Below are 22,539 nucleotides of genomic sequence, written 5' to 3' on the forward strand. Positions count from 1 at the left end.
TAAAAATGAAAACAGCAGGAAGAAAGAAGATAGCGATTGTGGGAACGGGAATCTCTGGCCTTACTTGTGGTTATTACTTGCATAAAGAACATGATGTAACGCTGTTTGAAGCGAACGATTACATCGGTGGCCATACTGCAACCGTTGATGTGAGCCTTGATGGTAAAGAATACGCGATAGATACTGGGTTCATCGTCTATAACGACCGTACGTACCCTAATTTCATTAAAATGATGAGCGAGATTGGCGTTGAAGGTCTGCCGACTCAAATGAGCTTCAGTGTCAGAAATGATGGGAACGGACTAGAGTACAACGGCCACACAGTGTCGACATTGTTTGCTCAAAAACGTAACTGGGCAAACCCTAAATTTTATCGATTTATCTTCGAGATACTTCGTTTCAATAAACTTGCCAAGCGCTTCGCTAGCGAGCAGTCCACGCACTCTCAGACGTTAGGTGAGTTCCTTGACGAACACAAATTCAGTGCTTTCTTTACCGATAACTACATTTTACCGATGGGTGCTGCGATTTGGTCGTCGACTTTAGCTGACATGCGCGCATTCCCTCTTATGTTCTTCTTACGTTTCTTCCTCAACCACGGTCTGCTAGATGTGACTAACCGACCACAATGGTATGTGATTAAAGGTGGTTCACGTTCATACATTCCACCATTGACCAAAGGCTTTGCCGAGAATATTCGTCTTAATAGTCCTGTCGAAAAAGTGGTTCGCAACGAAAAAGGGGTTGGCGTTCAAGTTCGCGGAGAAACGCATTGGTTTGATGACGTTATCTTTGCTTGTCACAGTGATCAAGCAATGAGAATGCTAGAGGATATCAGCCCAATTGAGCAGGAAATCTTGGGGGATATGACATACCAAGCAAATGAAGTTGTTCTTCATACCGACTCTGCCGTACTACCAAAACGTAAGGCAGCATGGGCATCATGGAACTACCTATTGGAAGGCAGTGAAGAGGAACAGCAACGCCTCCCTTCGCTCACTTATAACATGAACATTCTTCAGCATATTCAATCAGAACACACGTTTTGTGTAACGTTGAATAGTACTGAGCAAATTAACTCAAATAAAGTCTTGCGTTCGTTCACTTATCATCATCCAGTATTCACCACTGAGTCTATTGCAGCGCAGCAGCGCAAAAATGAGATACAGGGTAAACAAAGTACCTGGTTCTGCGGCGCTTATTGGTACAACGGTTTTCATGAAGATGGCGTGCGTAGCGCGCTTGATGTTGTGAAAGAACTAGAAGAAAAGTACCGCGAACAAAATGTGGTTCCTTTCGAAAAAGGCGCAGCGTGATATGGATAGCCAAATGAACAGCCGATTGTTTATAGGCAACGTTCGTCACCGTCGATTCACGCCTGTGAATCATGAGTTGAACTACTCTTTATTTATGCCCGCCATCGATGTAGACGAGATCGATGCTTTAGAGAAAAAAGTATGGGGTTTTGGTTCGCGTTGGTGGCATTGGGCTCGCTTTAAGCGCAGTGATTACATTGGTGAAGGTAGCGTCAAGTCGGCAGTGCACAGCAAAATTGAAGAACTGACAGGTGTTCGCTGTACCGGCAAGGTAATCGCAGTCTGTCACTTGCGTTATCTAGGACTTTATTTCAGTCCCGTTAATTTCTACTACGTTTATAACACGGAAGGAGAATGGAAGTATCTCCTCGCAGAGGTGAGTAACACTCCTTGGAATGAACGACATTACTACGTGGTGTCAGCAGATAAAGAAGAAGAAAAGTTTGGTTGGGAACAAGATAAAGCATTCCATGTTTCACCATTCAACCCGATTGACCAACTCTACCGCTGGAGAATTAAACCTTTGACAGACAAGTTGAATATTCATCTTGAATGTCACAAAGGAGAGAAACACTTTGATGCCACCATGGTTATGAAAGCCAAGCCACTTTCAAGCAAAACCTTATTGAGGTGTTTGATCGTTACACCAATACAAACGGTAAAAGTAATGGTTGGTATTTATTGGCACGCATTAAAACTTTGGGTGAAAGGCGCACCTTTTTATTCTCATCCTAAATATTCAACGCATGAAGAAATAGAAGCCGATACTGAAAAAACAGACAAAAAAAATAAAAAGCACAAGGAGAATTCTGCATGTTAAATACTAGTTCTATGACATTGCCGCGTAAATTGACGACAACGCAAAAAGCGGCTCGCGGAGTTATTTTTCAATGTCTGCAAAAAATGGAAATCGGCTGCTTAACAGTTATTGAAAGTTTTAAGACGGAAACGACAGAGCGAAGCGAGCGTTTTAGTGCGCCAAATGGGGAGTACAGTGGTCAACCTGTTGTCGCTACTATAGAGGTAAAACATCCAGGCTTTTATTCACGGATCTTGCAGGGCGGCAGTATTGCTGCTGGTGAGGCTTATATGGATGGGTGGTGGGATAGCCCCGATTTAACCTCATTAATGAAACTGATGGCCCTTAACATGCGTGCTCTAGATAAACTCGAAGAGCAAGGCAGTTGGTTGACTAAAATACTGTACAAGTTCAGTCATTGGTCAAACAGAAACTCTGAAGAGAACTCACGTAAAAATATCCATGCGCATTACGACTTGGGTAACAACCTATACGAAGCGTTCCTTGATACCAATATGCTGTACTCGTCGGCGCTTTACAATCATGCGGATGACTCTCTAGAGCAGGCTCAAATCAACAAAATGGATCGTCTATGTCAGCAACTTGAGCTGAAGCCCACTGATCATGTTGTTGAAATTGGCACAGGGTGGGGCGCTATGGCGATTTACATGGCCGAACAATACGGTTGTCAGGTCACCACAACAACGATATCTGAAGAGCAACACGAGTACGCGGAGCAAAAAATCAAAGAGCGTGGCTTAGAAGACAAAATCACTCTACTCAAAGAAGATTACCGCAACCTAACCGGCACTTATGACAAGCTCGTTTCTATTGAAATGATTGAAGCTGTGGGCAAACAATTCCTGCCTTCGTACATTAAGGTCTGTGAGTCTTTATTAAAGTCCGGTGGCTTGATGGCGATTCAAGCGATTACGATTGCCGATCAGCGTTACGATTACTACAGTAACAACGTCGACTTTATCCAAAAGTACATTTTCCCGGGTGGTTTTTTACCGTCGGTAACCTCACTAACCCAAGCCACAACAAAATACAGTGACTTAGTGACGCGAGACTTGTTCGATATTGGTTTGGACTACGCTAAGACGCTGAATGAATGGCACCTACGTTTTAATCGAGCAGAGGGTGAAGTGCGCTCATTTGGCTACGACGACCGCTTTGTGCGTATGTGGCGCTACTATTTGAGCTACTGTGAAGGTGGCTTTTTGGCTCGCACGATCAGTGCCGTTCACATGACGTTTCAACGCCCGTAGTTCGTTATGAAGGTGTTTCTTGCTTCGACATGGTTCCAACTCTGCTGGTTTGCAGCGGTGCTTGGAACCTATCAATGGCAATGGGTGACGTTATTCCTTACTTTGGCAACCCTACTATATTGTTTGAAAACTGACGCATCTTCGCTCAAAAGTATTGGTGTTATCGCCACGATTGGTCTCGTGCTTGATACATTAAATCAGCAATTTTCAATTTTCATGTTTGCCACTCAATGGTTACCCCTTTGGCTTTTGTGCCTTTGGATTCTGTTCGCCTGGTATGCCTATCAACTCAACTCAATTTTGTACCGTTTCCCAAAAACCTACGTATCAATAGTAGGCGGTATCGGAGGAACAGCGAGCTACTTTGCTGGCTATAAGCTCCAAGCCGTTGAATTTGGATTTAGCACTGGCGCTACACTGGCAATGTTGTTTGCCGAATGGTGCGTCATGATGCTCTTGATACTCAAGGTGTACGGAAATGAAAAGCTTGAAGAGAGTTTTAACTCAGAGACTGACTAGGTTGCTTGCGTTGGTAATAGTAACTGGTTCTTTTGCTCTGCAAGCTCAACCCGTTGGAAACAGCGAAGCTGCTAGCAACATTGCTAATTGGAAGGGATGGAAAACTGTTGGAGAAGCCCAACTTACCTGGTTCATCTTCGATATTTATCACTCAAGATTAAAAGCGCCTGATGGAAAGTTCATCGTAAGCAATGACATATCGCCACATCCCCTTGCGTTGGAAATTAATTACAAGAGAGACATCAGTAAACAACAGCTGCTTGATGTGACGGATGAGCAGTGGGCGAAATTGGGTTTTACTGACTCATATCGAAAAACTTGGATCAGCGAGCTCGATCGTATGTTTCCTGATATTCAAAAAGGTGACGAGCTTACTTATCTAACAGATGGAAAATCTGGTCAGCTGTTTTATAAGCAGGTTGGGGACGTGCAAGTAAAGAACGTTGGCATCATTGAAGACGAACGAATGAACGATGCATTTTTAGCTATATGGTTATCACCCAACACAGAATTTCCGAAACTCCGAAAACAATTGATAGGGCAGGTTAGATAGTGTTTAAACGAATTTGTAAATCAGCGACTTTAGTGGCAGCTGTTTTTCTTTCGGCATGTTCCGCAGACATTGATAATTACCGCTCTTCTACACCGACTTTTGACGTATTCGGTTATTTCGAAGGCGACATAAAGGCGTGGGGGATGGTGCAAGATTATACCGAACAGCAAACCCGTCGCTTTGAAGTCGATATAGTGGGTACTGTAGAAGGTGATACGCTGACGCTGGTGGAAGACTTCGTGTTTGATGACGGAGAGGTGGACCAGCGAATTTGGGTTATCACTAGATTAGAAGACGGTAGTTATGAAGGTAAGGCAGACGATATTATAGGTGTAGCAACAGGGGAAGAGCAGGGCAATGCGCTACAGTGGCAATATGACTTTGAGCTACAAATGGAGGATTCATCAGTGACGGTTGCTTTTGATGATTGGCTTTACCGTCAGGATGACAGACACGTTTTCAATCTAACGAAAATAAAAAAGTTTGGTGTGGAAGTAGGAACAATAACCTTGTTCTTCCAAAAGCAGCCATAACAAATGGGGCAGATCTTCAATTAATAATCCATGCCATATAACTAACATTATTTTCTCCCGACCTAACTCTCCTAACTAAAAAAGGTTGACGCTTTCGCGTCAACCTTTTAGGTATCTGGTCGTTACAGGAGGATTACAGCTTATCTGTCAGCTCGATTGCTTGACCGATATAGTTCGCTGGCGTCATCTCTTTCAGACGTGCTTTCTCGTGCTCAGGAAGCTCAAGACCGTCGATGAAGTTACGCATTGCTTCGCCGTCTACACGCTTACCACGAGTTAGCTCTTTCAGCTTCTCGTATGGCTTCTCGATGCCGTAACGACGCATAACTGTTTGTACTGGCTCAGCTAGTACTTCCCAGTTCTTGTCTAGTTCAGCAAGAAGCGCTTCACGGTTTACTTCTAGCTTGCTGATGCCTTTAAGCGTAGAAGTGTAAGCGATGATAGCGTAGCCAACACCAACACCAAGGTTACGTAGAACCGTTGAGTCAGTTAGGTCACGTTGCCAACGAGAGATAGGCAGTTTCTGTGCTAGGTGGCCGAATACAGCGTTCGCAAGACCTAGGTTGCCTTCTGAGTTTTCAAAGTCGATTGGGTTAACTTTGTGAGGCATTGTTGAAGAACCAATCTCACCAGCAATAGTTTTTTGCTTGAAGTGGCCTAGTGCAATGTAACCCCAAACGTCACGGTCGAAGTCAATCAGGATAGTGTTGAAACGAGCGATAGCGTCGAACAGCTCAGCGATGTAATCGTGCGGTTCGATTTGAGTTGTGTAAGGGTTCCAAGTTACGCCTAGAGACTCTGTGATGAACTCTTCAGAGAACTTGTGCCAATCTAGTTCTGGGTAAGCAGAAAGGTGTGCGTTGTAGTTACCTACTGCACCGTTGATTTTCGCTAGGATCTCAACGTTTTCGATTTGCTTGAATTGACGCTCCATACGGTACGCCACGTTTGCCATTTCTTTACCCATAGTAGATGGAGAAGCAGGCTGACCGTGTGTACGAGATAGAAGAGGAATGTCGCGGTATTCCACTGCTAGTGCTTTGATAGCGTCGATTAGGTTACGGATTTCTGGAAGAATCACGTTCTCACGCGCTTCTTTAAGCATTAGAGCGTGTGATGTGTTGTTGATGTCTTCAGAAGTACATGCGAAGTGGAAGAACTCGTTTACTGCGTGCAGTTCAGGAACGTCTGCTACTTTCTCTTTTAGGAAGTACTCAACCGCTTTTACGTCGTGGTTAGTTGTACGCTCGATCTCTTTGATACGGCGTGCATCTTCTTCAGAGAAGTTTGCAGCAAGGTCGTCTAGGAATTGGTTTGCTTCTGCGCTAAACGCTGGCACTTCTGCAATTTCAGCAGTAGCAGCAAGCTTTTGTAGCCAGCGGATTTCAACGATAGTACGGTACTTTAGTAGACCGTATTCACTGAAAATTTCGCGTAACGCAATTGTCTTGCTTCCGTAACGGCCGTCTACTGGTGAAACAGCAGTCAATGCTGACAGTTCCATGATGTTCTCCTGAATTGGGTTTCTAAATTTCGTGAGCTTTATACCAATAACTGTGGCAATTGTCACGAATATTGCGCAAACGTTTGCGCGAGATTTATTTTAGTCGAAAAAAATGAGCTCGCGATAAACGCGAGCTGCTTATTTGATATTTTACTACAGACGAGCAAGAAGGATTTGTGCTTGCTCTACCATCTTCTTGCGCCCGAAGATTAGGTGGCGACGCTTACCACCAACTTGACGCCAAAGAACTGCACTACGAATGCCAGATAACAACAGCGCACGAACTTTGTGTTGGCTTGCCGTCTGCTGCAGTACAGATGGCGTGCCCGTTACTTGAATGCGTGGGCCAATAGGGCTAACGACATCCAGATAGATGCTCGCTAAATTGCTGATCATTTGATCGTCTAGTAGCTCAAAGTGCTCTGACTGACGCTTGGCCATTTGAATACGATCACCAAGCTGAGACATAGCATCGTTACGAGAGCTTAACTTACGTTCTAACGCCATTAAACTAATAATGTAACGAGTAATTTCACTGCCTGATGGTGTGCTATCAATCCCTTTAACCAAGCATTCTAGGCCGAGCTTTAGATCGGCTTCGCGACCGAATACGCCAACTGTGTTAGCAGGGTTCGTGCTCAAAATAGCGTTGATTGATGTTTCAAAAGCATCTTGATCACAATGTCCGTTTCTCGCTACCTGTTGAACTAAAGCAACAGCTTGGCAAATCCCAGCGAAAGCGATAGTACGGTCATAAAGTGTATTCGCCACGTAACGACTCCTAAGCTTGAGAATATTTAATGCGTTGCTCGATGATGCCGCCACCTAGGCACACGTCACCTTTGTAGAACACTGCTGATTGACCTGGAGTTACAGCAATTTGTGGCTCGTCAAAGATAACTTTAATGTTTTCATCATCGATAGGGATGATTGTACAAGGAATATCTTCCTGACGGTAACGAGTTTTCACTGTGCACTTCATAACATCGCGAATTGGCTCACGATCTACCCAGTGAAGTTGTGATGCAAGTAGACCTTCTGATTTCAACATTGGATGGTCTTTACCTTGAACGGCAATCAAAACGTTACGTTCTAGATCTTTCTCACCAACGAACCATGGGTCCTCGTTACCACCGCCGCCTTTACGGCCACCGATGTGTAGACCTTTACGCTGACCAAGTGTGTGGTACATCAGGCCTTGGTGTTGACCAATCACTTCGCCTTCTGGCGTCTCGATATTACCAGGCTGAGCTGGAAGGTAGCGACCTAGGAATTCCGTAAACTTGCGTTCACCGATGAAACAAATACCAGTTGAATCTTTCTTCTTAGCAGTAATTAGGTCTTGTTCTTCCGCAATGCGGCGTACTTCTGGTTTCTCTAGGTCACCAACAGGGAATAGGCTACGTGCGATTTGCTCGTTGCTTAATGTGTACAGGAAGTAGCTCTGGTCTTTGTTGCCATCTAGACCACGTAACATTTGTGGTTTTTCACCATTTTCTGGGAAAGAGCGACGCACATAGTGGCCCATTGCAATGTAATCAGCATCAAGTACTTCATCAGCGAATTCTAGGAATGCTTTGAACTTGATTTCTTTGTTACAAAGAATGTCAGGGTTCGGAGTACGGCCAGCTTTGTATTCAGCAAGGAAGTACTCAAATACGTTATCCCAGTATTCGGCAGCAAAGTTGATAGTGTGTAGGTGGATGCCTAGCTTGTCACATACTGCCTGAGCGTCAGCAAGATCTTCTGCCGCTGTACAATATTCTTCGTTGTCATCTTCTTCCCAGTTCTTCATGAAAAGGCCTTCTACTTGGTAGCCTTGCTGCTTTAGAAGATACGCGGAAACAGATGAATCAACGCCGCCGGACATACCGACGATGACTTTCTTTTGGCTGTTATCAGACATTACTAAACACCACTTAAATAAACGGGATGCAGATTCTATCAGAATCCACAGACCGGTGACAGATCCGAGATCGAAATCACAATTCGTTTCGCTGGATTTTTCTTCAACAAAGATTCGAACGAGTAATTTCGCAAGTATAGAAGAGGTATATATGGCATAGTTGGCCAAAATCCAAGAGGAAACACCAAATGACAGAAGAAAACCAATTTATGCAAGAAAGTGAGTTGATTGAAATTGTTGAAAATCAGCTCGAAGATGACAACCCGCTTAAAGTAAAAGAAACCCTTATGCGTTTAATGATGACTGGCACACCACGTGAAGATGCGGTTGCGATGATGGCATGTGCGATGTCAATTGAGATTTTTGATGTAATGAAGAATGAAGGTGAGTTCAACCTAAAGCGTTATAGCGAGCACCTTGAGCAACTACCAGATCTCAGCTTTATGGAAGGTGAATAAGCCACCTAAAAGAAAAAAGTAGTCAGCAAACGTTTGCTATAATCGCTTTTATTGCTGCTTTATTATTAGCGGTATAGAATCCGCTCTCCTTTTCATCCCCTTACTCAGACTGACAATATGAAATTTCCTGGACAACGCAAATCGAAGCACTATTTTCCTGTTCATGCTCGTGACCCGCTGGTGAGCCAAGCACAAGAAAGCAAGAAGATGACGCGCACTCACATCATTGGTATTGACCAAACCTTGGTTGATATTGAAGCAAAAGTTACAACGGATGTGATTGAAAAGTACGGTCTGAGTAAAGGTCACTCTCTGGTTATCGATGACGAAAGAGCAGAAGAGTTATACCAGCAACTGAAAGAAGAGAACTTGATTACCAATGAGTATGCGGGCGGTACAATTGGTAACACGCTACATAACTACTCCGTGCTAGCGGATGATCGCTCCACACTACTTGGAGTGATGAGCCAGGATATTAAGATTGGCAGCTACGGTTACCGTTATCTTTGTAATACATCAAGCCGCATGGATTTGAACTACCTACAAGGTGTAGATGGTGCAATTGGCCGTTGTTTTGCTCTTATCACAGAAGACGGTGAACGTACTTTTGCTATCAGCGAAGGGCAAATGAACCAACTCCATCCTGATAGCATTCCAGAGAAAATCTTTAAAAATGCATCAGCACTTGTACTGACGTCATATCTAGTACGTTGCAAAGACGGCGACCCAATGCCGGAAGCCACAATGAAAGCGATTGAGTACGCGAAAAAGAATGATGTGCCTGTTGTTCTGACTTTAGGCACAAAGTTTGTTATTCAAGATGACCCTAAATATTGGCAAGAATTCATTCGAGATAACGTTTCAGTCGTTGCGATGAATGAAGATGAAGCAGAAGCTCTGACGGGGGAATCTGATCCACTTGCTGCGTCTGATAAAACATTGGAGTGGGCTGATCTAGTATTGTGCACGGCGGGTCCTGTAGGTCTATTTATGGCTGGGTATACGGAAGATAGCGCGAAGCGCGAAACTTCTTTGCCATTACTTCCAGGGTCAATTGCTGAATTTAATCGTTATGAATTCAGTCGTCCGGCGAAAAAAGACTCATGCGAGACGCCAATAAAAGTGTACTCGCATATCTCGCCATATATGGGTGGCCCAGAAAAAATTAAGAATACAAATGGCGCAGGTGATGCCGCGTTATCTGCTGTTCTTCATGATATGGCAGCAAATAAATACCATAAAGAAAATGTGCCTAATTCAAGCAAGCACAGTAACGAGTATTTAACTTACTCTTCTTTTTCTCAAGTCTGCAAATACGCAAACCGCGCGAGCTACGAAGTTCTCGTGCAACATTCACCACGATTGTCGCGCGGACTTCCTGAGCGAGAAGATAGCCTAGAAGAAGCATACTGGGAACGTTAATACGAAGCGGTTTAATTAACTATTCTGTAACTAAAGTAAAAGGCGCATTAAGAAATGTGCCTTTTTTATTTGTAATGTTTTAAATAAAAAAGGCTCCCTATGGGAGCCTTTTAAAAATAGCACGGATCTAGATTAGGAACTCATCCAGAGATTTACCTGCATCAAGTTGCTCTTGAATTGCCGAAGGTGTACGACCTTGGCCAGTCCAAGTTTTCTCATTACCGTTTGAATCTGTGTATTTGTATTTAGCAGGGCGAGGTGCGCGCTTCGCTTTGCCTTTCGTCTTAGTTTCGCCAGATAGCGCAGTAATAAGTGCTTCTACATCAATACCGTCTTGAGCGATTTTCTCAGCAATCTCTGCAAGCTTAGCTTCTTGCTCTGCTTGTGCTGCGCGTTCTGCTTCTTCTGCTTCACGACGCTCATCTACGACAGTAGTGAGTTTATCTAGAGCTTCTTCCAATTGTTCTAGAGTCAGCTCACGAGAAAATGCACGAAGGCTACGGATATTTAGAAGGGTTTTAGTCAGCTCTGACATAACGATTCCTATTAAAAGGTTAATGTGTTGGGCACTTTTTATCGTTACGATTAAATAATGCCAATCTATAAATAAACAAAGAGTCCTTATATTTAACTTTATCTTTTCCTTATGTGCAAATGCTAAATCAAGATTTTGTTTAAATTTGACTATTTTTTAAAGCAATTAATATTATTACACTCGAAATAAATCATTATTAGATGAGAACTAAAATCAACAATCATTATTGTATAGAGAGAGTGACAGCTTGGTTTTTTATAAAAAAATTTGAGTTATTACTTAAAAATATGAAGCATCCATCTTTAATGGTGTGTCATATATCCTTAATTTATTGATATAAGATAAACCATGATATTTCTAAGGTAGTAATAATGTTTCATAAATAACATGATTGATGTGATTTCAGTTGCACAAAACTTATGGAAGTAGGCAAGGTTTATAAATTATCTCAGTCATTATTTATTTGTTTAATTTAGTTTGATGTGTTGCATTGACTCTCATCATAAGTACAATGGCTGCCACCTGATGCAATATTGCAGACAATTTGTTGTTAATTTGTACAGTTAGTGGTTAATTGTTTGTTGTTGCCGTAGAGGCGCGGTCTCGAAGAGTAGCTATTATTGGGGTGATGCCAATGAATAATAGTGGAAGGCGAAGATTGCCGAAGTAAGTAACTCATCAAAGTTACTTGCTGGGGTTGTATCTGAAAGGAACAACACTGCCATAGTATATATTCACATTAAACTATGGAGCGCTACTGTAGGGTTGGGTGGAGTGTTCGCTTCCCTGTCGCTAAGTTCAACATGAGCACGTATCGTATGCTACGTGACTTGTCTGCAGTAGATCTCTAGCCAAACTTTGGTTTTTGAAGATCATGAATTTAATAGATTTTTCTAGTTCTCCTGTTTCATTATTGCCACCTATTGTCGCTTTGACTTTGGCGATTTTGACTCGACGTGTATTAGTTTCCTTGGGTGTAGGTATCGTGCTAGGTGCGGTGCTACTTAATAGCTGGTCTATCAGCGACACCGCAGGTTACGTCAGTTCTCAAGTTTCTTCTGTCTTTATTGAAGATGGCGGAATTAACACTTGGAACATGAGCATTGTTGGTTTCCTAATCTTATTAGGTATGACAACAGCTTTATTAACGCTATCTGGCGGTACTCGTGCTTTTGCTGAATGGGCACAATCTCGAGTGAAGAGTAAACGCGGCTCCAAACTTCTTGCCGCCTTTTTAGGCGTATTCATTTTTGTCGATGATTACTTTAATAGCCTTGCTGTTGGTGCGATCTCTCGCCCAGTAACCGATCGCTTTTATGTGTCTCGCGCTAAGCTTGCGTACATTCTAGACTCAACCGCTGCTCCAATGTGTGTAATTATGCCTGCTTCTAGCTGGGGTGCTTACATTATTACTATTATTGGCGGGATCTTAGTCTCACATGGGATCACAGAGTATTCGGCTCTTGGCGCATATGTTCGTCTTATTCCAATGAACTTCTACGCCGTTTTTGCGCTGCTAATGGTGTTCGCTGTTGCGTGGTTTGGTCTTGATATTGGTAAAATGCGTGAGCATGAGATCTCTGCATCGCAAGGTCGTGGCTTTGATAAAGACAAAGAAAATGACTCGCAAGAAGCGCATGACCTAAACGAAGAGCTAGATATCCGTGAAAGTGAAAAGGGTAAAGTGTCAGATTTGATACTTCCTATCGTGACGCTGATTATCGCGACTATCGCTTCAATGCTTTACACGGGTGGCCAAGCATTGGCTGCTGATGGTAAGGAGTTTGCGCTTCTTGGTGCTTTTGAAAATACAGATGTAGGTACATCACTAATCTACGGTAGCTTGCTTGGCTTAGCAGTTGCACTGTTTACTGTTGTGAAGCAAGGTCTACCAATGGCTGAGATCGCACGTACACTTTGGATTGGTGCTAAGTCTATGTTTGGTGCGATTCTAATCTTAGTATTTGCCTGGACCATTGGTTCTGTTATCGGTGATATGAAGACAGGTACTTACCTTTCGACAATGGCGCAGGGCAATATCAACCCTCATTGGCTCCCAGTTATCCTATTCTTGTTGTCTGGCCTGATGGCGTTCTCAACAGGTACTTCATGGGGTACGTTCGGCATCATGCTTCCAATCGCTGGAGACATGGCTGGCGCAACAGACGTAGCGCTAATGCTACCGATGCTGAGTGCGGTTTTAGCTGGTGCGGTATTCGGTGACCATTGTTCACCAATCTCAGATACGACTATCCTGTCATCGACGGGTGCACGTTGTAACCACATTGACCACGTATCAACACAGTTACCTTATGCATTATCAGTCGCGCTTGTTTCATGCGTCGGCTTTATTGCCCTTGGTATGACTGCTTCAATTGCGTTCTCGTTCATTGCAGCGTCGATAACATTCGTTATCGTTTGCGCTATTTTGTCATGGCTTTCAAAGTCTAAAATAGCGTCTTGCCAGAGTGCGTAAGTTGTTTTGAATAGATTCGTTACAGAGGGAAGCTCCGCTAATTTAGCGGAGCTTTTTTTAACGCGACTTAGGTGAGGGGGGCAATCGCGTTTTTGGGGATAAAAGTCTCGTGTTAAGAGCGAATTGTTTGTGTACCGAGCTCTCCTTGATGGGCTGTAATGGAAAAGCAATCCATCTTCTTCTTAGTTCTAAGCAAAGACTATGCCCATTTTAAGCTTTTGATTTTTTAATACAGCAAAATCCGCATGGTTGCGATGCAGAGTTAACTAAATGATATCTAAAGAGTTACCTGTTACACAGTGTTACGTTACACCTATACAGTATTTAAACATTTAAGTTGTATTTCTTTATTAATCGATAAAGCGTTGTTCTTGAAATGCCGAGGTGACGTGCAGCCGCACTCATATTGTGTTTATTTTCTTCGATAGCTTGCAGTAGGTAGTCGAGATCAATTTGGTCCACAGAAGGGAGCAATTGCCTCTCATTGTTATCAAGGCCCAAGTCAGCGACGAGAAGCGTGTGATCTTCACACATGACAATTGCTCGTTGGATGACATTCCGCAGTTCTCTTACGTTGCCTGGCCAACGATGTTTGAGGAGCTTGGCTTTTACCTTATCAGACATTTTTTGTACCTGACCATGAGACAGGTCTGCTAGGAAGTGCTCAGATAAAATAATAATGTCTTTTCCACGCTTTCTCAGTGGAGGGATAGTTAATGGCAATATATTAAGCCGATAGAATAGATCTTCACGAAATCCTCCTTGTACGACTTCATTTTTCAGATCCACGTGGCTTGCTGCAATGACCCTACAGTCCACGTCAATGAATTTATCCGCTCCGACTTTATGGATTTGTTTACTCTCCAAAAAGTGAAGGAGGTGGATTTGTAGGTCTGGTGGCATGTCACCAATTTCATCAAGAAATAGGGTGCCTTTATGTGCCTTTTGAATAAAACCTATACGCTCTGAGATTGCGCCTGTAAATGCTCCTTTTTCATGGCCGAAAAGCTCGGATGCAATAAGACCACTTGGAATGGCTCCACAGTTGACTTCCACAAAAGGTGCTGAGTGTCTGTTCGACAATTGATGAATAAGGCGAGCGCAAAGACCTTTCCCAACACCAGTTTCACCCTGAATGAGGACTTCAGCATCACATTGAGCGTACTTTTGTATTGCAGTACGAAGTTCTTGGATACAGGCACTATTGCCGATCAACGGGTATAGTGCCGTATCGTCGAAATCTACAGCTTGTTTATTACTACCGTTACGCAGTTTCATTGTTAATCACTATTTTTTGCCCCGCTCTAATAATAGTTTTGAATGAATTGTCTCAAACGTGAGTTGCTGTCTCTTTATTGAGAAAAGTGTCAATTAATGGGTTGGGTACGGTCTAAATATTTGATTTGGTGGATATTCATACTATTCTTCGTTTTCTTCGTCAGAGTAGAGCTGATTGGAGGTGTTCTTTCTACCAGAGTATTCAATATGGAAAAGAATTTAATTTCATTTAAATCAATATCTTGTGAAAAATATTTAGAAAATATTCAATTGAGTATTGAAAAATATAGAATCCTTAGTTAGTGTGGTTACTAACAAAGCAACTCAAAAAGAGCCTTAAATAAGTATGCGTAATTTTGTAATGAACATTCATCACCATCATCACCCAATCTAGTCTTTCGGGCGATGTACGCATACCCGGGAGGCAGGAAACTCCCGGAGGTAAAATCAAAGTAAAAGCAGATTTTAAACCCTCGGGAGACTTCAATCTCCCGAGGGTTTTTTAGTTTTATTAGTTTGAAAAATACTTAGATATCAAAATCTTGCATAGGGACAAAGCAATGCAAACACAACGTTTAAGAATCGCAATTCAGAAAAAAGGTCGTCTTAGCAAAGAGAGTCAAGCTCTACTAAAACAGTGCGGCGTAAAGTTCAACGTGATGGGCGAGCGTTTAGTTGTCCATTCTGAAAATATGCCAATTGATTTACTCTTGGTTCGTGACGACGACATCCCAGGTTTAATTATGGATGGCGTTGTTGACCTTGGCTTTATTGGCGAAAATGAACTAGAAGAAGTTCGCCTTGACCGCAAAGCATTAGGTGAACCCTGCGAGTTTGTTCAGCTTCGTCGACTTGATTTTGGTGGCTGTCGTTTATCTATCGCAATCGACAAGGACGAAGAGTACAACGGTCCACAAGACTTAGCTGGCAAGCGTATTGCTACAACGTATCCTCAACTTCTAAAAGCGTACATGGATGAAGCCGGCGTTCCATTCTCTACATGTATGCTGACAGGCTCTGTAGAAGTTGCGCCTCGCGCGGGTCTCGCTGATGCTATCGCTGATTTGGTTTCTACAGGTGCAACACTGGAAGCGAACGGCCTTAAAGAAGCTGAAATTATCTTCAAATCAAAAGCGACATTGATTCAACGCACAGGTGAGTTCGACGCAGACAAAGTGGCGCTAATCGAAAAGCTGTTAACTCGCATGCAAGGCGTGCAGCAAGCGAAAGAATCTAAGTACATTATGCTTCACGCCCCAGCAGAGAAGTTAGATCAAATTAAAGCGCTACTGCCAGGTGCTGAAGACCCAACTGTTCTTCCTCTTTCTGCAGATAAGCAGAAAATGGCTGTTCACTTGGTGAGTTCTGAAAACCTGTTCTGGGAAACAATGGAACAGCTGAAAGAGTTGGGCGCAAGTTCAATTCTCGTTCTACCAATTGAAAAAATGATGGAGTAAGCATCATGAGAACAGTCGTTTGGCAATCATTAAGTGAGAATCAGCAAGACTCTATTTTGGAGCGCCCTGCTATTGCAGAAGGTGCCAATATCACCACTGCTGTGGCCGAAGTTATTGCTAAAGTTCGAGAAGAAGGTGACTCTGCTCTTATTGAGCTGACCGAAAAGTTTGACCGTGTTAAGCCTGAATCCATTCGTGTTTCTTCTCAGGAAATTAAGGCAGCGTCAGAGCGTTTGTCAGAGTCAATGAAGAGCGCACTAGAGCAAGCTTACGCCAATATTTCTAAGTTCCACAAAGCGCAAAAGCCGCAACCGATCAAGGTGGAAACCCAGCCAGGTGTCCTTTGTGAACAAGTAACACGCCCAATTCAAAAAGTGGGTTTGTACATTCCTGGTGGCAGTGCGCCTTTGCCATCGACTGTTTTGATGCTCGGCGTTCCTGCAAAAATTGCAGGTTGTCGTAAAGTCGTTCTTTGTTCTCCACCCCCAATCGCTGATGAGATTTTGTACGTAGCGAAACTGTGCGGTATTGATGAAGTGTATAACGTCGGCGGTGGCCAAGCGGTTGCTGCAATGGCTTACGGCACAGAGACTGTATCTAAAGTTGATAAGATCTTTGGTCCAGGTAACGCTTATGTGACAGAAGCAAAACGTCAGGTAAGTAATGATTTCCGCGGTGCTGCGATTGATATGCCTGCAGGGCCGTCTGAAGTGCTTGTGATTGCCGATGAAACCGCAGATGCAGACTTTATCGCTGCGGATCTTTTGAGCCAAGCAGAGCACGGTCCTGATTCTCAAGTGGTACTTGTGACTCCTTCTCCTGTGATTGCTGATCAAGTGACGGATGCGGTTCAACGTCAGCTTAAGGAGCTATCTCGTGCAGACATCGCAGAAAAGGCTCTGGCATCAAGCTTGATCATTATTTCCGAGTCGATGACGCAGTCAGTTTCTATTTCCAATTACTACGGTCCTGAGCACTTGATTGTTCAGACTAAGAACCCTCGTGAGCTTCTACCTCTACTTGATAATGCAGGCTCTATCTTCCTTGGAGATTGGTCGCCTGAATCTGCGGGAGATTACGCATCGGGGACTAACCACGTCCTTCCTACTTACGGTTACACACGTACTTATTCAAGCTTAGGTTTGGCGGATTTCTCTAAACGAATGACGGTTCAGGAGCTTTCTGCTGATGGTTTAAAGAACCTTGCACCAACGGTAGTCACGATGGCTGAAGCGGAAGGTCTGGACGCTCACAAACGTGCTGTTACTATCCGCGTAGAAAAATTAGCAAGTAAGTAAGAATAAGAGAGTAATGAGATGGAAAAGCTAGCGCGTAAACAAGTCCAACAGCTTACCCCTTATATGTCGGCTCGCCGAATCGGTGGTACGGGTGACGTATGGCTAAATGCCAACGAATCACCATTTAACAATGAATACAAAACAGACTTTGCTCGTCTTAATCGTTACAGCGAATGCCAACCGAAAGAACTGATTTCCGCTTACGCAGCGTATGCGGGTGTTAAACCAGAACAAACACTGACTTCTCGTGGCGCAGACGAAGGTATTGAGTTGTTAATTCGTGCATTCTGTGATCCGGGTGAAGATGCGATTCTTTACTGCCCACCGACTTACGGTATGTACGCCATCAGCGCTGAAACCATTGGTGTTGAGCGCAAAACCGTGCCGCTAACCTCAGATTGGCAACTCGATCTTGCAGGCATCGAAGCTAATCTGGATAACGTGAAGCTGGTTTTTGTATGTTCGCCAAACAACCCAACGGGTAACTTGGTTAAGCGTGAAGACATTGTGTCTCTGCTTGAGATGACAAAAGACCGTGCAATTGTGGTGATGGATGAAGCGTACATCGATTTTTGTCCAGAAGCGTCAACGGTAGATTTGCTGGCGCAATACCCGAACCTTGCAATTCTGCGTACTCTGTCGAAAGCTTTTGCGCTTGCAGGTCTGCGTTGTGGATTTACGCTTGCGAACGAAGAGCTGATTAATGTACTTCTTAAAGTTATCGCACCTTACCCAGTCCCAGTTCCAGTGGCAGAAATTGCGACTCAGGCGCTTTCGGAAGCTGGTTTAGCGCGAGCGAAGTTTCAAGTTCTCGATTTGAATGCAAACCGTGCTTACTTGCAAGTTGGCCTTTCAATGATTCCGGGCTTGGAAGTGTTTGAAGGGTGGGGGAACTACCTATTGGTGAAATTCCCAGATGGCGATGACCTTTTCAAAGCGGCTTGGGATACGGGCATTATTTTGCGTAACTCGCCAATTGAGAACTGTGTACGTATCAGTGTTGGTAACCGCGACGAGTGTGAAAAAACGCTTGGATTTATTAGAAACTACTACGCATAAGTAGAGACAAAATTAATCGCTCTCGCTCAATAGCGGGAGCGCCAAAAGAATAGCAATAAGGAAGTTCGAGTGAGCAAACAACAAAAAATCCTCTTTATCGACCGTGATGGCACCTTAATTGTTGAGCCGCCGATTGATTTTCAAGTAGACCGTTTAGATAAACTAAAACTGGAGCCATTTGTTATCCCAAGCCTGTTGTCGTTGCAGGATGCAGGATACCGTCTAGTGATGGTCACGAACCAAGATGGTTTGGGTACCGACAGTTACCCACAAGCTGATTTTGATGCACCACACAACATGATGATGGAGATCTTTGAATCTCAAGGTGTGAAATTTGATGACGTGCTGATTTGTCCTCACTTTGATGAAGATAACTGCTCATGCCGTAAGCCTAAATTAGGCTTGGTAAAAGAGTATCTTCAAGGTGGCAAAGTGGATTTCCAAAACTCTGTTGTGATTGGCGATCGTCAAACCGATCTTCAACTTGCAGAAAACATGGCAATTCGTGGCATTCAATACAACCCGGAAACCATGGGTTGGAAACAGATCCTGAAAGATCTCACGGTGAAGGCGCGCGTTGCTGAAGTCGTTCGCACCACAAAAGAAACAGACATCAAAGTATTCGTTAATCTTGATGAACAAGGCGGCAATGACATCTCTACTGGTCTTGGCTTCTTCGACCACATGCTGGATCAAATCGCGACACACGGCGGGTTCCAGATGGTGTGCAAAGTAGAAGGTGACCTGTACATTGATGATCACCACACAGTGGAAGATACCGCTCTTGCGTTAGGTCAAGCGTTGAAAGAAGCACTGGGTGACAAGCGTGGTATTGGTCGCTTTGGCTTTAGCCTTCCAATGGATGAGTGTTTGGCACAATGCGCACTAGACCTATCAGGTCGTCCTTACCTTAAGTTCGACGCGCAGTTTAGTCGTGAGCAAGTGGGTGATCTTTCAACAGAGATGGTGGTTCACTTCTTCCGCTCTCTGACTGACACATTAGCGTGTACGTTGCACCTTTCTTCTGCGGGCAACAATGATCACCACATCATTGAAAGCCTATTTAAAGCGTTTGGCCGTACTTTGCGCCAAGCAATCAAAGTAGAAGGCACTGAGCTACCAAGTAGTAAAGGCGTGCTTTAAGGCTAACGTTAGCAAGGAGAAAAACAGTGACAGAACAGAAAGTTGTCATTATCGATACTGGCTGTGCCAACGTCTCTTCGGTGAAGTTTGCTATTGAACGCCTAGGCTATGACGTGACTATTTCAAAAGATCCGCAAGTCGTATTGTCGGCAGATAAGTTATTCCTACCGGGCGTGGGAACCGCCAGTGAAGCGATGAAAAACCTAGAAGAGCGTGACTTAATCAGCTTGGTAAAACAGGTAGAAAAACCGCTATTAGGTATCTGTTTAGGCATGCAACTGTTGGGCAAAGTGTCTCAAGAGAAAGGCCAGAAAGCCGACGAGTTAGTTGAGTGTCTTGGACTTTGTGATGGCGAAGTGAAGCTACTACAAACAGGAGACTTGCCGCTGCCGCATATGGGTTGGAACACGGTGTCAGCAAAAGCAGGTAATCCACTTTTCAAAGGTATTGAAGAAGGTGAGTACTTCTACTTCGTGCACAGCTTTGCAATGCCTGTTGGGGATTACACGATTGCGGAATGTGAGTACGGCAACCCGTTCACAGCAGCAGTACAAAGCGGTAACTACTACGGCGTGCAATTCCACCCTGAGCGTTCTTCAAAAGCGGGCGCGAAGCTTATTCAAAACTTCTTAGAATTATAAAAGGGATTTAGTGTGATTATTCCAGCTCTTGATTTAATTGAAGGACAGGTGGTTCGCCTTTATCAAGGTGATTACGGCCAAGTAACCGAGTACAAAGTCGACCCAGCAAAGCAGTTCAACTTGTACCACCAAGCGGGTGCTAACTGGCTGCACTTGGTGGATTTAACTGGCGCGAAAGACACGGCAGCACGCCAGCTTGATTTGATTGCAAAGCTATTAGCAAGCACGCCAGCGAACATCCAAATTGGTGGCGGAGTGCGTACAGAGCAAGACGTGATTGATCTGTTAGAAGCCGGTGCGCAGCGTGTTGTAGTCGGTTCTACAGCAGTAAAACAGCCAGAGCTTGTGAAAGGTTGGATGGAAAAATACGGCGCAGAGAAAATCGTTCTCGCGCTAGATATCAACATCGATCAAGACGGCACACGTAAAGTGGCGATCTCTGGTTGGCAAGAAGATTCAGGCGTGACCATCGAAGCTTTAATCAAAGATTACCTAACGGTAGGTTTGCAGCACGTGCTTTGTACGGACATTTCTCGTGACGGTACGCTAGAAGGCTCAAACGTAGAGCTTTATGTCGACCTATGTAAACAGTACCCACAAGTGCAGTTTCAATCTTCAGGCGGCATTGGCTCATTAGCAGATATCGAAGCGCTAAAAGGCAGTGGTGTGGCTGGTGTGATTGTTGGTCGTGCGCTGTTAGATGGTAAGTTTACAGCAGAGGAGGCATTTGCATGCTGGCAAAGCGAATAATTCCATGTCTTGATGTTCGTGATGGACAAGTGGTAAAGGGCGTTCAGTTCCGCAATCACGAGATCATTGGCGACATCGTTCCTCTGGCACAGCGTTATGCGGAAGAGGGTGCTGACGAGCTTGTGTTCTACGATATTACCGCTTCAAGTGATGGGCGTGTCGTTGACAAAAGTTGGGTCGCTCGCGTTGCTGAAGTGATTGATATTCCCTTCTGTGTCGCTGGTGGTATTAAATCAGCGGAAGATGCAGCGCGCATTCTTGAGTTTGGTGCAGACAAAGTGTCTATTAACTCACCTGCATTGGCTAACCCGCAACTGATTACTGACCTTGCTGATAAGTTTGGTGTGCAATGTATCGTCGTTGGTATCGATTCATACTACGACAAAGAGACAGGCAAGTATCAGGTTTACCAGTTTACTGGCGATGAAGAACGCACCAAAGCGACCCAATGGGAAACGCGTGATTGGGTGCAAGAAGTACAAAAACGCGGCGCTGGTGAAATCGTACTGAACATGATGAACCAAGACGGTGTGCGTAACGGCTACGACATCGAACAACTGAATATGGTGCGCGAAGTATGTAATGTACCGCTGATTGCATCGGGTGGCGCGGGTGCTATGGAGCACTTTGCGGAAGCATACCAAAAAGCCAATGTGGATGGCGCGCTTGCCGCATCGGTATTCCACAAACAAGTCATCAACATTGGTGAATTAAAGCAGTATTTGAAACAACAAGGCATTGAGGTACGACTATGAGTGTGAAAGCCGCCGAAGTAAGTTCGCTAGCTGAGCGAATCAACTGGGAAAAGGTGGATGGTCTGGTACCTGCCATCGTACAAGATTTCCAATCAAGCCAAGTGCTGATGATGGGTTACATGAACCAAGATGCGTTGGCAAAAACGGGCGAAACGGGTCAAGTGACGTTTTTCTCTCGAACCAAGCAACGTCTTTGGACGAAAGGTGAGACTTCTGGCAACGTATTGCAATTGGTGAACATGCAGCTCGATTGCGACAACGATACGCTACTGGTGAAAGTTAATCCCATTGGCCCTACGTGTCACCTGGGTAACACAACTTGCTGGGATGTGGACCCTCAAGAGGAGTCACAAATGGTGTGGCTTCATCAACTTGAGCAGTTACTGGCTGCCCGCAAGAGTGCCGACCCAGATTCCTCTTATACTGCCAGTCTTTATGCCCGTGGCACCAAGCGTATTTCGCAAAAAGTGGGCGAAGAAGGCGTTGAAGTCGCGCTTGCGGCGACGTCGGGCGATAAGGCGGAGTTAGTGTGTGAATCAGCAGATTTGATTTATCACTTAATGGTATTGCTTCAAGACCAAGGCTTATCGATGAATGACGTAGTGAACAAACTGAAAGAGCGTCATAAGTAAGCTTGCTATAGATAAGTGAAAGCCCCTATGCTCTCGAGCTTAGGGGCTTTTTTAATTTAGTGTTCTTGATTCGGGGTAAAAACCGGCAACAGTGCTAGTAGCGATTAGATTCTGAATCACACTCGTTCCTCGCTGTTCAGAATGACGGTATATTTTCTAATGGTGCTTGCAGTAGAGTTATTTACTTCAAACAGGTACATATATTCACGTCACTCCAACGAGCCTAGACGAGTT

General features: G+C 44.2%; 22 protein-coding genes, 1 riboswitch and 1 other annotated feature. Of the genes, 17 read left to right on the top strand and 5 right to left on the bottom strand.

The window, feature by feature from the left end; all coding sequences use genetic code 11:
• Positions 1 to 5 precede the first annotated feature (5 nt).
• From R7M92_RS06420 to R7M92_RS06445, 6 genes are read left to right on the top strand one after another with little or no spacing between them, the layout of a single operon-like run.
• Entirely contained in the window at positions 6 to 1,316 is a 1,311-nt protein-coding gene (locus R7M92_RS06420) for an NAD(P)/FAD-dependent oxidoreductase (RefSeq protein ID WP_053349496.1), read from the top strand.
• Between the two features lies 1 nt (position 1,317).
• The gene (locus tag R7M92_RS06425; RefSeq protein WP_154204701.1) at positions 1,318 to 2,136 is read left to right on the top strand and encodes a DUF1365 domain-containing protein; all 819 of its coding nucleotides are present in this window, start codon (positions 1,318 to 1,320) and stop codon (positions 2,134 to 2,136) included.
• Positions 2,130 to 3,386 carry an SAM-dependent methyltransferase gene (locus R7M92_RS06430; RefSeq protein WP_213970491.1) on the top strand — a complete coding sequence of 419 codons (1,257 nt, stop codon included), beginning with the start codon at positions 2,130 to 2,132 and terminating at the stop codon, positions 3,384 to 3,386. Before R7M92_RS06425 ends, R7M92_RS06430 begins: the two co-directional genes overlap by 7 nt.
• A 6-nt stretch (positions 3,387 to 3,392) precedes the next feature.
• Complete coding sequence (locus tag R7M92_RS06435) at positions 3,393 to 3,905, top strand: DUF2878 domain-containing protein (protein WP_318132951.1); 513 nt, start codon at positions 3,393 to 3,395, stop codon at positions 3,903 to 3,905.
• On the top strand, positions 3,865 to 4,458 hold the full coding sequence (locus R7M92_RS06440; protein WP_213871563.1) for a chalcone isomerase family protein: 594 nt from the start codon (positions 3,865 to 3,867) through the stop codon (positions 4,456 to 4,458). Before R7M92_RS06435 ends, R7M92_RS06440 begins: the two co-directional genes overlap by 41 nt.
• Positions 4,458 to 4,991 (top strand): DUF3833 domain-containing protein, encoded by a 534-nt coding sequence (locus R7M92_RS06445; protein WP_213893734.1) that lies wholly within the window; start codon positions 4,458 to 4,460, stop codon positions 4,989 to 4,991. The genes R7M92_RS06440 and R7M92_RS06445 overlap by 1 nt, the downstream gene beginning before the upstream one ends.
• Positions 4,992 to 5,124: 133 nt before the next feature.
• On the opposite strand, the gene purB is transcribed toward R7M92_RS06445, so the two are convergent.
• The 3 genes from purB to mnmA all read right to left on the bottom strand — a co-directional run bounded on the left by purB (position 5,125) and on the right by mnmA (position 8,401).
• The gene (gene purB / locus R7M92_RS06450; RefSeq protein ID WP_005378198.1) at positions 5,125 to 6,495 is read right to left on the bottom strand and encodes an adenylosuccinate lyase; all 1,371 of its coding nucleotides are present in this window, start codon (positions 6,493 to 6,495) and stop codon (positions 5,125 to 5,127) included.
• 153 nt (positions 6,496 to 6,648) lie between these two features.
• Positions 6,649 to 7,266, bottom strand: coding sequence for a high frequency lysogenization protein HflD (hflD, locus tag R7M92_RS06455; RefSeq protein WP_005378194.1), 618 nt, complete (start codon positions 7,264 to 7,266; stop codon positions 6,649 to 6,651).
• Positions 7,267 to 7,276: 10 nt separating this feature from the next.
• Complete coding sequence (gene mnmA, locus R7M92_RS06460) at positions 7,277 to 8,401, bottom strand: tRNA 2-thiouridine(34) synthase MnmA (RefSeq protein ID WP_005378192.1); 1,125 nt, start codon at positions 8,399 to 8,401, stop codon at positions 7,277 to 7,279.
• A 188-nt stretch (positions 8,402 to 8,589) separates the two neighbouring features.
• Between mnmA and R7M92_RS06465 the strand changes: the two genes are divergently transcribed.
• Entirely contained in the window at positions 8,590 to 8,859 is a 270-nt protein-coding gene (locus R7M92_RS06465; RefSeq protein WP_318132953.1) for a hypothetical protein, read from the top strand.
• A 117-nt stretch (positions 8,860 to 8,976) separates the two neighbouring features.
• Positions 8,977 to 10,281 carry an inosine/guanosine kinase gene (locus R7M92_RS06470; RefSeq protein ID WP_005378187.1) on the top strand — a complete coding sequence of 435 codons (1,305 nt, stop codon included), beginning with the start codon at positions 8,977 to 8,979 and terminating at the stop codon, positions 10,279 to 10,281.
• 127 nt (positions 10,282 to 10,408) lie between these two features.
• Here R7M92_RS06470 and R7M92_RS06475 read toward each other — a convergent pair whose 3' ends face one another.
• Complete coding sequence (locus R7M92_RS06475) at positions 10,409 to 10,816, bottom strand: H-NS family nucleoid-associated regulatory protein (protein ID WP_005378185.1); 408 nt, start codon at positions 10,814 to 10,816, stop codon at positions 10,409 to 10,411.
• A gap of 582 nt (positions 10,817 to 11,398) precedes the next feature.
• Positions 11,399 to 11,581: riboswitch (Lysine riboswitch) on the top strand.
• A 109-nt stretch (positions 11,582 to 11,690) separates the two neighbouring features.
• Between R7M92_RS06475 and tet(35) the strand changes: the two genes are divergently transcribed.
• Positions 11,691 to 13,292 (top strand): tetracycline efflux Na+/H+ antiporter family transporter Tet(35), encoded by a 1,602-nt coding sequence (gene tet(35) / locus R7M92_RS06480; RefSeq protein WP_005378182.1) that lies wholly within the window; start codon positions 11,691 to 11,693, stop codon positions 13,290 to 13,292.
• Between the two features lie 324 nt (positions 13,293 to 13,616).
• On the opposite strand, the gene R7M92_RS06485 is transcribed toward tet(35), so the two are convergent.
• The gene (locus tag R7M92_RS06485) at positions 13,617 to 14,570 is read right to left on the bottom strand and encodes a sigma-54 interaction domain-containing protein (protein ID WP_005388056.1); all 954 of its coding nucleotides are present in this window, start codon (positions 14,568 to 14,570) and stop codon (positions 13,617 to 13,619) included.
• Positions 14,571 to 14,939: 369 nt separating this feature from the next.
• Positions 14,940 to 15,077 (top strand) — a sequence feature (His leader region).
• Between the two features lie 53 nt (positions 15,078 to 15,130).
• On the opposite strand from R7M92_RS06485, the gene hisG reads away from it, so the two are divergent.
• From hisG to hisIE, 8 genes are all read left to right on the top strand, one after another.
• Positions 15,131 to 16,027, top strand: coding sequence for an ATP phosphoribosyltransferase (gene hisG / locus R7M92_RS06490; protein WP_005378180.1), 897 nt, complete (start codon positions 15,131 to 15,133; stop codon positions 16,025 to 16,027).
• A 5-nt stretch (positions 16,028 to 16,032) separates the two neighbouring features.
• On the top strand, positions 16,033 to 17,325 hold the full coding sequence (gene hisD / locus R7M92_RS06495) for a histidinol dehydrogenase (protein WP_033905089.1): 1,293 nt from the start codon (positions 16,033 to 16,035) through the stop codon (positions 17,323 to 17,325).
• Between the two features lie 18 nt (positions 17,326 to 17,343).
• Complete coding sequence (gene hisC, locus R7M92_RS06500; protein WP_170893708.1) at positions 17,344 to 18,384, top strand: histidinol-phosphate transaminase; 1,041 nt, start codon at positions 17,344 to 17,346, stop codon at positions 18,382 to 18,384.
• A 69-nt stretch (positions 18,385 to 18,453) separates the two neighbouring features.
• On the top strand, positions 18,454 to 19,527 hold the full coding sequence (gene hisB / locus R7M92_RS06505; protein WP_170893707.1) for a bifunctional histidinol-phosphatase/imidazoleglycerol-phosphate dehydratase HisB: 1,074 nt from the start codon (positions 18,454 to 18,456) through the stop codon (positions 19,525 to 19,527).
• Positions 19,528 to 19,553: 26 nt separating this feature from the next.
• The gene (gene hisH, locus R7M92_RS06510; protein WP_005389830.1) at positions 19,554 to 20,168 is read left to right on the top strand and encodes an imidazole glycerol phosphate synthase subunit HisH; all 615 of its coding nucleotides are present in this window, start codon (positions 19,554 to 19,556) and stop codon (positions 20,166 to 20,168) included.
• 12 nt (positions 20,169 to 20,180) lie between these two features.
• Positions 20,181 to 20,918 (top strand): 1-(5-phosphoribosyl)-5-[(5-phosphoribosylamino)methylideneamino]imidazole-4-carboxamide isomerase, encoded by a 738-nt coding sequence (gene hisA, locus R7M92_RS06515; protein WP_318132955.1) that lies wholly within the window; start codon positions 20,181 to 20,183, stop codon positions 20,916 to 20,918.
• Positions 20,900 to 21,673 (top strand): imidazole glycerol phosphate synthase subunit HisF, encoded by a 774-nt coding sequence (gene hisF / locus R7M92_RS06520; RefSeq protein WP_004749837.1) that lies wholly within the window; start codon positions 20,900 to 20,902, stop codon positions 21,671 to 21,673. The genes hisA and hisF overlap by 19 nt, the downstream gene beginning before the upstream one ends.
• Positions 21,670 to 22,305, top strand: a complete 636-nt coding sequence (gene hisIE / locus R7M92_RS06525; protein ID WP_005533681.1) for a bifunctional phosphoribosyl-AMP cyclohydrolase/phosphoribosyl-ATP diphosphatase HisIE — start codon at positions 21,670 to 21,672, stop codon at positions 22,303 to 22,305. The genes hisF and hisIE overlap by 4 nt, the downstream gene beginning before the upstream one ends.
• Positions 22,306 to 22,539: the final 234 nt, after the last annotated feature.

Origin of the sequence: Vibrio sp. Vb2880 (genome assembly GCF_033337975.1) — a bacterium.
Lineage (GTDB): Bacteria > Pseudomonadota > Gammaproteobacteria > Enterobacterales > Vibrionaceae > Vibrio > Vibrio alginolyticus.